The following is a 15,411-nucleotide window of genomic DNA, read 5'->3' on the forward strand; positions in this document are numbered from 1 at the left end:
TCAGAACTGGGCGAAGAACTTCCACACCTCGCTCTTGGTCCAGGTGCGGACGCCGCTCTCGGTGTACGTGCCGTCGACCGGTCCGGGCATGTGACCGTTGTCGAACGCGGCCCAGACCACCGGGTATCCGGCGCGGCAGCCCGTGTAGGCGGTGGTGATGTGGGTCATGCTGCCCGCCGCGGGTTCGCGGGGGCTCTGGGCGGTGCAGCCGTTGTTGCGCACGAACGTGTCGCGCAGCGACCGCCCCATGGAGATGTTGAGGACGGTGTCGCCGATGCCGTGCATGCCGAGGTAGGCGATGGGCTGGGTGCCGCCGCTGCATCCGCTCAGCTGCGCGCCGCCGAACACGGCGACGGCCCGGAAGACGTTGGCACGGGTGCAGGCGAGGGCGTAGCTCATGCCGCCGCCGTAGCTGAACCCGAGCGCGAAGCGCTGCCCGGTGTTGACGCACAGGTCGCCTTCGATCAGCCGGATCATGTCGTCGACGAAGGTGACGTCCTCACCACCGGCGTTGGCCCAGCCGGCGTTGAGACCCTGTGGTGCCACGAGGATCGCGCTGTTGTCCGACTGTTCCTGCTGGCCGTAGTAGGACCAGGCGGTGCCGCTGGTGCCGCCCGAGCTGATCTCGGCGGCGGTACCACCGCGCCAGTGGAAGGCGAAGATCAGGCGGTACGTGGTGCCGCTGGAGTAGTTCGCGGGGACCCGCAGGATGAAGGTGCGGCTCTTGCCTCCGCTCTGGATCGTGTGCGTGCCGCTGGCCAGCGCTGGGCTCTTCCCGCAGCCCGCCGTGCCGTTGCCGACGGGACCCGGGCTCCTGCTCGCGCTGGGGCCTGGTCCGGGGGTGACCTGCTGGGTCGGTGAGGTCGACGGGGTGGGTGTCACCGCGCCGCCGACGCGGACGAGCTGCCACTGCTGGTTGGTGCCGCCCCAGTCGCTGTACTGCACGACGCTGCCGCCGTCGGCGGTCGAGGCGCCCTGCACCTCCACGGCCTTGCCGCTGTTGCGGTTGATCAGCCGGACGTAACCGCCGGTGGAGTCGGCGATGCGGAACTGCTGGTTGGCGCCCTTGTGGTCGGACCACTGGATGACTGCGGCCGCGTCGGCGGTGGACCAGTTGTAGACGTCGAGGACCTTGCCGGAGTGCCGTGACTTCAACCGGTAGTAGCCGCCGCCGGAGTCGACGAACTGCCATTGCTGCCACGCCCCGTCGTTTCGGGACCACTGCGCGATCCGCGCGCCGTTGGCGGTGGCCAGGTTGTACACGTCCAGGGCCTTGCCGCTGTTGCGGTTGACCAGCACGTACCAGGAGTTCGGGTCGACCGTCGTGGGCGCGGTGGGCGGGACCGACCCGCCGGATCCGTTGCCGCCGCCACCGCTGTTGAGGGCGTCGAGCGTCGCGGTGTAGGACGCCTTCTTGGCGCCGCCGGCGGTGAACAGCAGCGGGTTGTCGCCGGTCCGCCACGAGTCGCTGTCGCGGACACCCCAGACGGTGATGCCGGTGCACCGCGCAACGGCGAGGCACGCCTTGACCACGGTGGCGTAGGCGTTGGCCTGGCTGGCGCCGGAGATGTCCAGCTCGGTGATCTGCACGTCGACGCCGAGGTCGGCGAAGCGCTGCAGGTTGGCCCGGTAGTCACCGGGCGGGTTGCCGCCGAGGTGGGACTGGAAGCCGACGCAGTCGATCGGCACGCCGCGGGCCTTGAAGTCCGCGACCATGTTGTAGATGCCGGTGCTCTTGGCGTTGATCCCGTCGGTGTTGTAGTCGTTGTAGCAGAGCTTCGCGCCCGGGTCCGCGGCACGGGCGGCGCGGAACGCGGCCTCGATCCAGTCGTTGCCGGTGCGCTGCAGGCTGGAGTCGCGCCGGCCGCCGCTGCCGCCGTCGGCGAACGCCTCGTTCACCACGTCCCAGGAGTGGATCTTGCCCTTGTAGTGGGTGGCGACCTGCGTGACGTGGTTGAGCATCGCGTCGCGCAGCGCGGCACCGGACAGGCCCTGTGCCCAGCCGGGCTGCTGCGCGTGCCACAGCAGCGTGTGCCCGCGGACCTTCTGCCCGTGCGCCTGCGCGTGGGCGACGATCTGGTCGCCGCCACCGTAGGTGAACCTGCCCTGGGACGGCTCGGTGGCGTCCCACTTCATCTCGTTCTCGGGCGTGATCGACGTGAACTCGCGGTCCAGGATCTCCGCGAGCGCACCGTCGCCGAGCTTGAACGCCGGCACCGCTGCGCCGAAGTAGCGGCCCGTGCCGGAGGCGGCGGCGCCGAGGCTGCTGGCGGCGCTCGCCGTGGCCGTGAAGACCAGCGCCGCGCCGGCGGCAACGACCGCGGCAGCGGCGAGCGGCAGGTACATCCGCAGCCGGCGCCGGCGTCTGGGCGTGTCGCCCGGGCGTGTCGAGCCCATCATCGTGTCAGTGCCTTTCGGGGGATCATGAGGATTCAAAGGCGTGCGGGGACGTGGACGGGCTGCGGGCCGCACTGTTCATCGCGTGCCCGAGGCGATTCACGGAATGGGAGCCTCGTTGCGTGCCGCCATCGGCATTGCCCGCACCGAGTTCAGAGGGTGTCAGAATTCTTCGCAACATTCAAGAGCGAGGCACAACAATGACCGGCAAATCCGGAGTACACCGCTGAATACCGGCTCTGCTTCGTATATCAGCAGCTCAGGATGCCTATCGGCGAACAACTCGACGACCGGCACCGCTGATTGAATTGCTTGCCCAACGGGTGCCAGATCCGCGCAGTTCGGATCCATAACACTTTTAAGCCGGACGAAAACTCGCTCTAATACAAATATGTGAGTGCAATTTCCTGGTCGCCGGACGATGACCCAGGACGTCATTCGCCGAACACCTTGCCGCCGGCTGCGGTGCCGGCGCCGGCTCCGCCGGCCGGCAAGGTGTCGCCGGCAAGGGAGCGGAAGATTCTGCCAGAAACCTACAGAATCCGGCATACCTGACGATCCGCCGCATGAAGCGGACTCGCCGCCTCAGCTGCGTTTGGAGTCATCATGGGGTCGGTGTCGGTGACCGGCGGGACGTCGGACGGTTCTGGGCTGTTGCGGGTCATCACCAACCGCAGGGTGATCACCAAGATCCTGCTGGCGGTGCTCCTGGTCGCCGCGATCGGCTCGGGTGTCGAGGTCTTCGCGCTGTCGCAGATGGCGGCGATCAACGGCAGTACAGGCGTGGTGCATGACGACGGCACGCAGATGCGGACCATCGCGGAGATGCGCAACGCGTTCAACCGGGTCCGGGCCGGGGCCCTCGACCATTTCCTGACCGACGACCCGGCCGCCATGACGGCGAAGGAACAAACCCTGGCCGGCGACCAGCAGACCCTCGCCGAGGCGGAGGCCGCCTACAAACGCTTCGAGCTCGGACCGATCCGCCTCGATGCACTGGCCAGGTTCGACACGGCCTGGGCAACGTACCTGGCCCTGCTGAACGACCGGTTGATCCCATTGAGCCGGGCCGGGAAACGCGCGGAGATCCTCACGCTGCGCAACGCGCAGGAGACGCCCGTGGTGACCGAGTTGCGAGCGGCGCTGGACATCCTGGCCGCGCAGACCGCGGTCAAGATGCAGGAGGGCAAGGCCGCCGCGAACGACGTCTACACGCGGGCACGGCGCCTCGTGATTGCCTGCATCATCGCCGGTATCGCGCTCGGCGTGCTCGCCGCGTTCGGCGTCGCCCGGCTGATCACCCGACCGCTGGCTCGCTGCGTGGCCGTCCTGCAACGCGTCCAGAGCGGAGACCTGACCGTCCGCACCGCGCTGACCGGACGCGACGAGGTCGCCCAACTGGCCCAGGCGCTGGACGCGTCGACGGACGCGATCGCCGCCATCATCCGCGAGGTCGACGACAACGCCCACCACGTCGCGGCCGCGTCCGAGGAACTGTCCAGCGTGTCCGCCCAGATGTCCGCATCGGCCGAACGGACCTCCGCGCAGGCCGGCGACGTCGCCGCGGCCGCCAGCGAGGTGTCCCGCAACGTGCAGACCGTGTCGACCGGCGCCGGTCAGATGGGCACGTCGATCCGTGAGATCGCCGCCAGCGCCGCCGAGGCATCCACCGTCGCCGCCGAAGCCGCCCAGACCGCGCAGCGCACCACCGAAATCGTCACCAAACTCGGCCGCTCCTCCTCCGAGATCAGCAGCGTCGTGCAACTCATCACCTCGATCGCGGAACAGACGAACCTGCTCGCGTTGAACGCCACCATCGAGGCCGCCCGCGCCGGCGAGTCCGGCAAAGGCTTCGCGGTGGTCGCCACCGAGGTCAAAGACCTCGCCCAGGAGACCGCCAAGGCCACCGATGACATATCCAGACGCGTCAGCGCCATCCAGGACGAAACCGAACAGGCGGTCGCCGCGATCGCCGAGATCACCGCGGTGACCGCACGGATCAATGACTACACCTCAACCATCGCGGCGGCCGTGGAGGAGCAGACCGCAACCACCGGCGAGATGACCCGCAACGTCGCCGAGGCAGCCACCAGCGCCGGCGGCATCGCCACCACCATCGGCGGAGTCGCGGAGTCCGCCGGTTCTGCCGCCGCCGGCGCCACCCAGACCCAGGTCACCGCCCAGGACCTCGCGCGCATGGCCACCAAGCTGCAGACCAGCATCGCCGCCTACCAGGTTTGAACCGCCCGGTCGCGGACCCGTGAGCCTTTCACCGGCGTCGATCGTACGGACGGGCATCCGCAGCGGGTCACCCCTCGAACCGGTTCGAACCCGGGGTAGGGCCGCCCGCACATCGAATCCTGTACGTCGAGGTGCCACCGGCCCTTCGCCGCGGCCGACGACCCGCGCAGACCGGCCCGCCGCCACGAACGCCGACCGGCCACGCCGCTGCCCGCCGGACCGCAATCGCTGGCACCACCTGCCCAACCGGCCTGCCGGCCGTCACCGCCTGGAATTTTCAGCCCGGCCGCGCCGCACCGTGCCGGTTCGCCGAGGACGGATCTGCCTGAGGTATTGACCGCGGCCACGATACCGCTACGATCGATGCGAATCGGTTCGATAACCGGTACACCGCCGCCCGTACCGATGGACCGCCGGACACCGGCAAGAACGATGATGGTCGTTCGACGGCAGCGTCATCGGCCGGCGGGCCCGCGAGCTGACGACCGCCGACAGCCCGCGGAAAGCGGTCACCCCGCGCCGCCCGCCGAGCCACCCCGCCCATGCTCCGTCTCGAGAGGCACCCGCCATGTCACCCTCGTTCCGGATTCCCGCCGCAGGCTGCGCACCACCGCCGGCGTCACGCTCCTGCGGGCGGGGACAGGCCCGCCGGCGTCCAGCCGGCAAACACCATTCAGGTTCAGGCAGTCAGCCATCGGAGTGACGTTCCGCCGCGCCCGTCGCCGGCCGGCGAGCGGCGTCCCAGGCCGTCCTTGCCCATTGACAGAGGAGACTTCTGTGCACAGTTCACCGACGCGTCGATGGCGCGTCCGAGGCGCTCTCATCTCGGCGCTCGTCCTTGCGACCGGGCTGGCAGTGGTGGCCACGACGCCGGCCCATGCCGCCGACGAGGCCATCACCGTCAACTTCTCCGTGACGAACGGGACGCCGACGTACCGCGCGTCCGGCTGGATCTACGGCATGACCGAGGACGGCACGAACCCGCCGGACAACTTCTTCCGGGACGTGAAGTTCCAGGCCATGCGGGCAGGTGGCGCCCAGTTGTCCGGCGGCGGCTGGCAGGGTGGCGGCTACGACCGCCGCTGGAACGCCACCCGGGCGCAGGCCCTGCGCACCGCCGCGCTCGGCGGGAAGTTCGTGCTGCTCCCCCACGACCTGTGGGGCGCCGACGGCGCCGCCATCAGCCGCTTCCCCGGCGACAACGGCAACTGGACCGACTACGACAACTTCCTCACCCGCCTGTTCAGTGACGTGCAGGCGGCCGGGCTCACCGTCCAGTGGGACATCTGGAACGAGCCGAACATCAGCCTCTTCTGGAACCGGCCGCAATCGCAGTACTTCGAGCTGTGGAGGCGCACGTACCAGCGCATCCGCGCGACGTTCCCGAACATGCTCATCGTCGGGCCGAGCTGCGCCTGCGTGCCGTCGACCAGCGGCTGGTGGACGCAGTACCTGGACTACGTCAAGGCCAACAATGTCGTGCCCGACATCATCAGCTGGCACTCGCTGCCCGGCGACCCGGTGGCAAACGTGGCCACGGCCAACCAGACACTGGACTCGCGCGGCATCGCGCACCCGCGGCCGTACCAGATCAACGAGTACGGGGCGTCCGACGAGCAGAACCCCGGCGACGGGGCGTGGTACATCGCCCGCCTCGAGCGTGCCGGCGCCGACGGCCTGCGCGCGAACTGGGCCGGCGGCGGCAACCTGCACAACGACCTGGGCAACCTGCTCACCCGCTCCAGCGGGCAGTACCAGCCCAAGGGCGAGTGGTGGGCGTACAACTTCTACGCCGGCCAGACCGGCCAGATCGCCTCGGTCACCCCGAGCAGCTCGTACGACGCGTTCGCCACGAAGACGTCCGGCTCCGCGAAGATCCTCGTCGGCGGCGGCCGCACCACGGGCAACGTCGCGGTCAACCTGCAGCGCCTCGACACCACCAGCGGCATCGTGCAGAACAACCAGGTCCGCGTCGTCGTGCAGAACATCCCGTACAACAACGGCGGCGCCGTCACCGGCCCGGTCACCGTGCGGGACAGTGTGGTGACGCTGTCGGGCAACGCCGCGACGGTCAGCGTCGCCCACACCAACGTCAACGAGACGTCCACCATCACGCTCCTGCCCCCGTCAGGCAGCAGCGGACAAGGTCAGCAGATCGTGGGCAACCAGTCCAGCCGGTGCGCGGACGTGCCGGGTTCGAGCACCACGAACGGCACGCAGCTGCAGCTGTGGGACTGCCACAGCGGCACCAACCAGCGCTTCACGTACACCGCCAGCAAGCAGCTGACCGTGTACGGCACCAAGTGCCTGGACGCCAGCGGCCACGGCACCACCAACGGCACCGCCGTCATCATCTGGGACTGCAACGGCCAGGCCAACCAGCAGTGGAACGTCAACGCCGACGGCACCGTCACCGGCGTGCAGTCCGGGCTGTGCCTGGACGCCAGCGCGTTCGGCACGGCCAACGGCACCAAGATCCAGCTCTGGACGTGCCTCAACGGCGCCAACCAGAAGTGGACGCTGCGCACCTGACGATCCTCGCCAGAGGGGCGGCGGGGCCGACCGGCCCCGCCGCCCCTTTCCCGTTGGTGATCCCGTTCAGTCAGCTGCCGCTGTCGCCGCGCAACGCGTCGGCATACGGAGTGTCAGGTGCGAAGGCTCCACTTCTGGTTGGCACCGTTGAGGCACTGCCACACCTGCACCTTCGTGCCGTTCGCGGTGCCGAAGGCGCTGGCGTCCAGGCACAGCCCGGACTGCACGCTGGTGAGCGTCCCGTCGGCGTTGACGTTCCACTGCTGGTTGGCGCCGCCGTGGCAGTCCCAGATGATCACGGGCGTGCCGTTCGCCGTGCCCTGGCCGGAGACGTCGAGACATTTGTTGCCGTAGACCTGCAACTGCTTGCCGGACGTGTACGTCCAGCGCTGGTTGGTGCCGTTCCAGCAGTCCCACAGCTGGACCTGGAGCCCGTTGGTGGTGCCCTGGTTCGGGACGTCGACGCAGCGGCCTGACTGGCCGCCGACGAGCTGGCCGCTCTGCTGCGGGTTGCCGCCGGCCGGTGCGTACCCGGCGGCGGTGATGTTGGCCTGGACGGCGTTCTCGGTGGCGGCCGATGGGTAGCCGGAGGTCAGTACGCCCTCGTAGAAGGTGCCGCGGCCGGAGACGCTGTTGTCGCCGCCGATGCCGAGCAGGATCGCGCCTTCCTTCTTCATCGGGTGGTAGCCGTTGGGGCGCTGGCCGTCGAAGTACGTCGTGAGACCACCCGACTGCGAGCTGCCGCCGCGGATGGCCCAGTGGTTCGGCTCGCCCTTGACCATGGCGGTCACGAAGCGCTGGTTGATGGACGCGATGTTGTTGTAGCCCGCGTTCACCCCGGAGAACAGCCCCCACTCCAGGTCGGCCATCACCCACGGGCCGGCTCCGGCCCCGTACCCCCATTGTTTGTTGGCGCCGAAGTAGACGGTCTCCATGATGGCGGGCGAATCGGCCTGGCCGTCCGTCTGCGCGTTGCCGTAGTCGAAGCAGCACCACTGGTTGTAGTGGGTGCCGTCGACGACCGCATAGATGCCCTCGGGCTGATCGCCGGTCGCGACGCCGTTGGTGTTGTTGTTGCGGTAGCCGGAGCCGGGCGCGATGTAGACGCCGTACGCCTTCTGACCACCGATCGTGATCGGCGCCGCCTTCGCGTCGGCGAGGTTGTCCCACCCACCCGCGGCAGGACCGGGCCAATACCCGGGAGGCGCCTGGGTGAGCCGGTTGTTGCGGCCGGACTGGTCGTAGATGACGGTGATGAGGCAGGTCGTGTTGGCGCAGAACGCGTCCTGCGTGGCCGCGTTGGCGTATCCGCCGGCGCTCAGCACCCCGACGTCGCGGGTGGTGTTGTCCGACGCGCGCCGGACCTGGTACAGCGGGCCGTTGTACGCGCCGTACAACGCCCGGGTGGTGCTGTGCGCGGCCACGCACGGCGTACCACCCGAGGCGTAGATGTCACACGGACCTGTCGTAGCTGCCTGGGCCGGTTGGGCGGTCGCGACGGCCAGCAGCCCGGCGCCGGCGAGCAGTGCCAGGGCCAGCCCTGCGGTGGTCCTGGGGCGGCCGGTCATACCTCTCACGTGCATGAGTTCCTCCGAGGGGTTCGTCTGTGAGGGGGAAGTACCGTGACGTCAGGGGGCGCCGGCCGGTTCAGCGGTAGCCGGCCGCGGTGATGTTGGCCTGGACCGCGTTCTCCGTCGCGTCGGACGGGTAACCCGCCACCATCGCACCCTCATAGAACGTGCCCGCGCTCTGGTTCGCACCACCATCGGGCTTGCAGCAGTCCCCGCCACTGCCCAGCACGATCGCGCCCTGCTTCTTCATCGGGCTGTACCCGTTCGGCAGGGTGCCGTCGTACAGCGTGAACAAGCTGCCCGACTGGGCGTTGCTGCCCTTCATCGCCATCCGCGACGTACCGTTGTTCTTCAGTGTCGCGGTGACGAACTTGCTGGTGAACGCCCGCTGGTTCGGGTTCCAGGCGCTGCTGCCACCGGGGAACAGCCCCCACTCCAGATCCGCCTGCACCCACGGCCCGGAGCCCGAACAGCCACCGAACCAGCAGCTCGTGCCGAAGTAGATCGCGTCCATCGCACCGGCCGCGTCGGCCTTCCGCGTCGTCTCGCTGTTGCCGTAGTCGAAGCAGCAACCGCTGTTGACATGCGTGCCGCTGGTCACCATGTACATACCCTCAGGCGCACTCCCGGTCGGCACACCCGTCAGATGACCGTCACGCCAGTAACTGTTCCCCGGGTTGATGTACAACGAGTACGCCTTACCACCGCCCACCGTCAACGACTCCGTCGTCGCCCGCGCCGGGCTGCTCTGCGGCGAACCAGGAACCACACTCGACCCCTGATACCACAGGTCGTTGCCACGCCCGGACTGGTCGAACAGCACCGTGATGACACACGTGGTGCCGGCACAGAAGGAGTCCTGTGCGGCGGCGTTGGCGGTGCCGCCGGCGCTCAGCAGGCCGATGTTGAGGGTCGCGTTGTCCGAGGAGCGCCGCACCTGATACAGGTTGCCGGTGTACGCGGCGTACAGCGCCCGCGTGGTGCTGTGCGCTGCGACGCACGCCGTGCCGCCCGCGGCGTAGATGTCACAGGGCCGCGACCCGGCCGGGGGCGGGCCGGACTGGGCCCATTGCTGGTTGGCGGCGCCGGTGCACGTCCAGAGCTGGACCTTGGTGCCGTTGGCCGTGCCGAACGCGCTGGCGTCCAGGCACAGCCCGGACTGCACACCGGTGACGGTGCCGTCGGCGTTGACGTTCCACTGCTGGTTGGCCTGGCCGTTGCAGTCCCAGATGATCGCGGGCGTGCCGTTGCTCGCGCCCTGGCCGCTGGCGTCGAGGCACTTGTTGCCGTACACGGTCAGTTGTCTGCTCGACGTGTAGGTCCATTGCTGGTTGGCGCCGCCGTGGCAGGCCCACAGCTGGGCCTGGGTGCCGTTGACGGTGCTGGAGCCCGGCACGTCGACGCAGCGGCCGGACTGGCCACCGACGATCGGCGTCGGCGAGCCGACCGTCGCGGCCACGGCGGGCCGGGTGGGCGACAGCAGCGTCGCGCCGCCGGCGATCAGGGCGAGCATCAGCGCGCCGGTCGCACACAACCGTGTGCGTCCACGGCGCCGGTGGTTCGGAACAACCATGGCGGATTCCTCGACGTAGAAGGGTTCGGGCGGGGGTGCATGCCATCAATGGGCATCGAACCGATTCGCGTTGATGGTAGCGCTCACATGTGCGCCGTCAACCCATGTCGATGCGGCAGACGCCCAGGCGCCTGCCGGTCGTTGACACTCGCCCCGCGGCGTGTCTACATTGAGTACGAATCGATTCGACCCCGCCACTGTGACGGAGTATGCAAACCGGTGCCGTCAACGCCGCGCGACGAGAGCGACGATCGTCATCGACCGGACGCGGCGTCCGTCATGCTGCCTGGCCGGGCAGCGGTCATCTACGACGTTGCGCGGCTCGCACGTGTCTCGCACCAGACCGTGTCACGGGTGCTCAACCATCGTCCCGGCGTGCGGGCCGACACCCGTCAACGCGTGCTGGACGCGGCGCGCACGCTCAACTTCCGGCCCAACGCCATGGCCCGCCGGCTCGCGGGCGGTCGATCGCGGCGCATCGGGGTCATCGTCCCCGACCCGACCCTGTACGGTCCGACCTCCACGTGGATCGGTGTCGAACGCGCCGCCCGCGCGGCGGGCTACGACATCAGCATCGCCATCCTCGACCGCTGCGACCGCGCCGGCACGGCCGCGGCGCTCGGCAGTCTGGTGGACCAGTCGGTCGCGGGCGTCATCGTCGTCGCCGCGCACCGGACCGCGGCCGCACTGCTCCAGCTGGCCAACGGCATGCCCGTCGTCGCCGTTGAGGCCTCCATCGATCCGAACGTCCCGTCCCCCGCGGTCGACCAGGCCGCCGGAGCCCGATCGGCGGTCCAACACCTGCTGGGCCTGGGCCATCGTCAGATCTGGCACATCGCCGGGCCACGCGATTCGCTCGACGCGCAGCGTCGCGTCGAGGGCTGGCGCGACGCCCTGAGCGAGTCCGGGCTGGCTGCACCGGAGCCGCTCATCGGTGACTGGACCGCCCGGTCCGGGTATCTGGCCGGTCTTGAGCTGAGCTCCCGCTCCCGCCGAGCCGTGACCGCAGTGCTCGTCGCCAGTGACCGGATGGCCGCGGGGGTGCTGCGCGCCTTTCACGAGCGCGGCATCCGGGTGCCGGACGACATCAGCGTCGTCGGGTTCGACGACGCTCCTGAGGCGCGATACCTCTGTCCGCCACTGACCACGGTCCGCCAGGACTTCGACGAAGTCGGCCGGCGCTGCGTCGCCGCCCTCGTATGGGCCATCGAGGCGGACCTGCCGGACGGCCGGGTTCGCCCGGGCTGGGAGCCGATGGTTGCCCCCACGCTCGTCGTCCGGGACAGCACGGCTGCGTGCGCCCGCATCGTGCCGGACGGGATGCTCTCGGCAACGCTCCGCTGAGCGATCGCCGGCGGCGGCCGGCACGGTCACCGCATCCCGATCGCGGCTGCGTGCCACGGCCGCCGACGTCGGCAATCGCGGAACGGTCCCAGCGAACGTGCCCAGGGGCCCGCAGGTGCGCGTCCCGCGGCGCCCCGTGCAGCGACAGCATGTCCAGGTGTCACCCGTGGGCAGGTCCGTCACGGCCCGAGGCGTCGGGGATGGGGGTGAGGCGCTGCGCCGTCCACGCGCAGCCGGATGGGGATGAGGCGCTGCCGGTCCACGTGGAGCCCGGTTCGCCCCGCCACGGCCGCCACCGTGCACGCCGGCGGACCGCCGCGGTGCGGCAGCCCGTGGCAGGCCGCCGGCACACCGGCAGCGCCAGAAGCGGCGATCCGGGGACGGGTGGTGGGGTCAGGCCGTTGCGAGGTGCAGGTCGCGGAGAAGCTCCGAGGCGGTGATCGGATCGATGACGCCGAACGGGATGTGGTGCCGGGTGGATTGGGGGTCGCCGGCCGCGATGATGTGCACGTCGCTCACCGTCTGCTGCGGGGTGACGGACGGGTCGCCGATGAAGATGCCCGGGTGCAGCTCGGCGATCAGGAGGTGACCGCCGGGCAGGTCGTGCTCCACCCAGCACTGTCCCCCGCCGTCCTGGGGCGGTCCGAGGCGCCAGTCGTGGCGGTCGAGGCCGATGAAGCGGCCCGACGGGCCGGTCCGGCCGGCGAAGCGGGTCAGGGTCACGGCGGCGCGCTCCGCCGGGGTGAGCGTGTGGATGTCGCGGCCCAGCTGCGGGAACGGCTGGAGGATCTCGTAGTCGGAGAGGATCCCGGACCAGCGGGTGAGGTCGGGGCCCAGGTCCAGCGGGTGGGCGATGCCGACGACGGCTGCGGGGTCCAGGGTGGCCGGGTCGTCGTCGACGGTGGCGAGGGTGCGGTCCTCGGCGATCCGGAACGCGGTGTGCGCCGTGCCGTCGTCGGCGTAGCCGGCCCACACGAGCCGGCGGGCGAGATGCCAGATGAGGGGGTGGGCGATGAACAGGTCGCGCAGCTCCTCGGCCGTCCAGCGGCGCCGGCGGACCATGGCCTGCTCGAGGCGCCGGACCTGGTCGGCGGCGATGGTCCGGACGTCCTTCTTCAGGGCGGTGAAGCGCTGGGCCGCGACGGGGGCCAGGACCGGGTCGTCCTTCGCGCCGGGCTTCGGCAGGTCCTTGCGGCGGGCGCCGCCCTCGTCGGCGACATACGGTTTGAGCTGCTCGTCGAAGCCGACCACGAACCGGCGGGGGCCGTAGTCCAGGGTGAGGCTGCCGTTGGGGTCGAGGCCGAGGTCGGGGACGAGGCGGTCGGCGAGCTGCTCGGGGCTCAGGCCACGGGCTGCGGCGGCGTCGGCGAGGCGCTCGGCGGCACGTTCGCGAACCGAGCGGTTCTTGACCTTGTCGGCGATGCCGTGCAGGTGCATGAGGGCGAGGTCGGAGCCCATGCGGGCGAGGACCTCGACGCCGGTGACGGCGCGGGCCCGCAGGTTCTGCGTCGGCCAGGCGCGGACCAGGGGGCTGAGCCGGCGGACGGTCTCGTCGTCGCCGATGACGCTCAGCGCGTCGAAGGCCCAGGCGCCCTTGGACGGGCTGTCGGCGTTGAGCCACTGCTGGAACAGTGACCAGCCGAACTCGGCGAGGCTTGCCGGGTCACACGCCTCGCGGACGACGTCGATGCCCGCATAGGGCTCGTCGGGCTTGGCGACGGCGAGCATCATCAGCAGGTGCCGGACCGCGGTGGCCGGGAGCGCGCCGCCACCGTCGCGCAACTGGACCGGGGCGAGGACCGCAGGGTCGGCCCAGTCCGGCGGGGTCGGCATCCGTGCCGGCAGGATGGTGAGCGGGTCGGCGTCGAGCAGGGCGGCGACCGCGTCGGCGGCCCGCGTGCCGTGGGCGTCCGCCGCGGCGGCGACCGCGGGGTCGCGGTGACCGGCGCGGCCGATGGCCGCGAGGGCGAGCCCGGCGGCCTGGCGGGCGGGGCCGGCCTTGCCGAGGGCGGCGGGGGTCAGGGCCCTGGCCGCGGCGGCCGGGTGCCGGGTCAGCCAGGACCGGGCGTGGGCGCGCAGCGGCTTGACCCGGTGGAACCAGTCGGCGACCAGCTCGGCCAGCTCCGGCCCGGCGATCGGCATCATCGCCTTGACGGCCTCCGCGGGTGCCTCCCGGGCAACGGCGAGGACGACGGGATAGGCGGCCGCGTCGAACCGGGCGACCAGCAGCCGCAGCCAGTCGGACGCGCCGTCGCCGAGCCAGTCGATGCGCCACTCGGCGAGCATCGGGGCGGCAACGGACTCCGGGGCATGCAGGAAGAAGCGGACGGCGGTGACCGGGGCGGTGGCGCCGCGGCGGATCCAGGCGATGTCGGCATCGACGCCGGTGTCGGCGCCGGGCCGCCAGAACCGCGACAGGTGCGTCGTGCCGCCGCGCCAGAGGTCACGCTCACCGGGCACCCAGGCCGACGACGGCCCATCGGTGCAGGTGAGGCCCTCGATCACCACCGGCGGGGCGGCCTTGCGGCGGCCGGTCCACGGCGGGGTGACCAGGATCGGCGGGACGGCGTGCGCCGGCGCCTCCCGTGCGGCGTCGATCGCGTCGATGACGGCCGTGACCCGGCGGGCCGCGTCGACCGGCAATGCGGGCAGGAGTGTCTCGGCGAGTTTGCGGTGCCTGGCGACATGCGACCGGAGCAGCTCGGAGACGGGCCGGCGGCCGGCGTGGACGGCGAGCAGCCGCACCGCCCGGGCGGGGAACCGGCCGGCGGTCTCCATGACGGTGGCCGGCACGTGTTTCTGCTCGATGCGCTCCAGCAGCGCCGTGAACGCCGCGTCGGTCGGCAGCGCCGCGATGATCGGCAGCAGCGTGCGGCGCATGTCCGGGTTGGCGTAGGGATGGTCGAGCCACGCCAGCAGCGGGCCGAGCGCGGCGCTGCCGGCACCCCGCACGAGGGTGTGCACGATGGCCTCGGTGTGGAACAGGTCGAGCTCGCCGGCGGCCGCGGTGAGGGCGTCGACCTGGGCGGCGGTGGTGACGCAGGTCAGCAGGGTGTTCGCGGCGGCGTCGTGCCACTGGACCGCGGCGAGGGCGGCGATGTCCTCCTCGATCCAGCCGGGTCTGGTCGGGTCCAGGAACGTGGCGGTGAACCGCTGGTGGACGATGCCGCCGCGGAACTCCTGCAGGGTCCGCACGACGGCGGCATACTCCTGCTCGGGCGCGGCGGCGATCGCGGCCCGGACCTGCACGGTCCCGTCGGAGGACCAGGTGTCGGGCACGGCGGACGGGCCGCGGCGGCGCAGGGGCCCGACGAGGTGCCCGGAGAAGTACCGGCCCAGATACAGGCCGGCGAGCTCCAGATAGGCGCGGGCGGCGAAGTCGACGCCGTGCTCGGTGATCCACCCGTCGGCGATCGAGACGGCCCAGCCCGACTCGCGCCAGTTGAGCCGGGCCATGAGCACACCGGCGACGACGGCGGCGCCGAGCGGGGTGCGGCCGGGGTCGCCGGCGAGCCAGGCCCGGCCGGCGTCGGCGAGGTCGCCGTCCACGCCCTCGCGTCCGAGCTCGGCGAGGATCGTGTCGCGGTGCAGGCCGATCACGTGCGCGGTCTCGGTGACGGCGGTCGGCCGTGGCGTGTAGCCGACCGGGACCTCGCCGCGCCGCGGGAACGCGGCGGCGCTCCACGCGGGCCGGACCACCAGGGTGTCCTCGTCGGTCCCTGCATCGGTGCTCATCGTCGCCTCCAGGGTCCC

6 protein-coding genes and 1 pseudogene are annotated in these 15,411 nt (G+C 70.9%); 3 read left to right on the forward strand and 4 right to left on the reverse strand.

Going from position 1 to position 15,411, the window contains the following annotated elements; translation table 11 throughout:
• Positions 1–897 precede the first annotated feature (897 nt).
• Positions 898–2,397, reverse strand: a pseudogene (locus tag OHA72_RS45250) (endo-1,4-beta-xylanase); the annotation flags it as partial.
• A gap of 606 nt (positions 2,398–3,003) precedes the next feature.
• Between OHA72_RS45250 and OHA72_RS45255 the strand changes: the two are divergent.
• A complete protein-coding gene (locus tag OHA72_RS45255) occupies positions 3,004–4,638 on the forward strand; it encodes a methyl-accepting chemotaxis protein (RefSeq protein ID WP_327002283.1) in 1,635 nt (544 codons plus the stop codon).
• Positions 4,639–5,496: 858 nt separating this feature from the next.
• On the forward strand, positions 5,497–7,170 hold the full coding sequence (locus OHA72_RS45260) for an RICIN domain-containing protein (RefSeq protein WP_327002284.1): 1,674 nt from the start codon (positions 5,497–5,499) through the stop codon (positions 7,168–7,170).
• Between the two features lie 113 nt (positions 7,171–7,283).
• Here OHA72_RS45260 and OHA72_RS45265 read toward each other — a convergent pair whose 3' ends face one another.
• Entirely contained in the window at positions 7,284–8,753 is a 1,470-nt protein-coding gene (locus OHA72_RS45265) for an arabinofuranosidase catalytic domain-containing protein (RefSeq protein ID WP_327002285.1), read from the reverse strand.
• 64 nt (positions 8,754–8,817) lie between these two features.
• Positions 8,818–10,314: an arabinofuranosidase catalytic domain-containing protein gene (locus OHA72_RS45270; RefSeq protein ID WP_327002286.1), complete on the reverse strand. Its 1,497-nt coding sequence runs from the start codon at positions 10,312–10,314 to the stop codon at positions 8,818–8,820.
• A gap of 48 nt (positions 10,315–10,362) precedes the next feature.
• On the opposite strand from OHA72_RS45270, the gene OHA72_RS45275 reads away from it, so the two are divergent.
• Positions 10,363–11,658 (forward strand): LacI family DNA-binding transcriptional regulator, encoded by a 1,296-nt coding sequence (locus OHA72_RS45275; protein ID WP_327002287.1) that lies wholly within the window; start codon positions 10,363–10,365, stop codon positions 11,656–11,658.
• A 393-nt stretch (positions 11,659–12,051) separates the two neighbouring features.
• On the opposite strand, the gene OHA72_RS45280 is transcribed toward OHA72_RS45275, so the two are convergent.
• Positions 12,052–15,393, reverse strand: coding sequence for a DUF4132 domain-containing protein (locus OHA72_RS45280; protein ID WP_327002288.1), 3,342 nt, complete (start codon positions 15,391–15,393; stop codon positions 12,052–12,054).
• Between the last annotated feature and the right edge of the window lie 18 nt (positions 15,394–15,411).

Source organism: Dactylosporangium sp. NBC_01737 (assembly GCF_035963215.1).
Lineage (GTDB): Bacteria > Actinomycetota > Actinomycetes > Mycobacteriales > Micromonosporaceae > Dactylosporangium.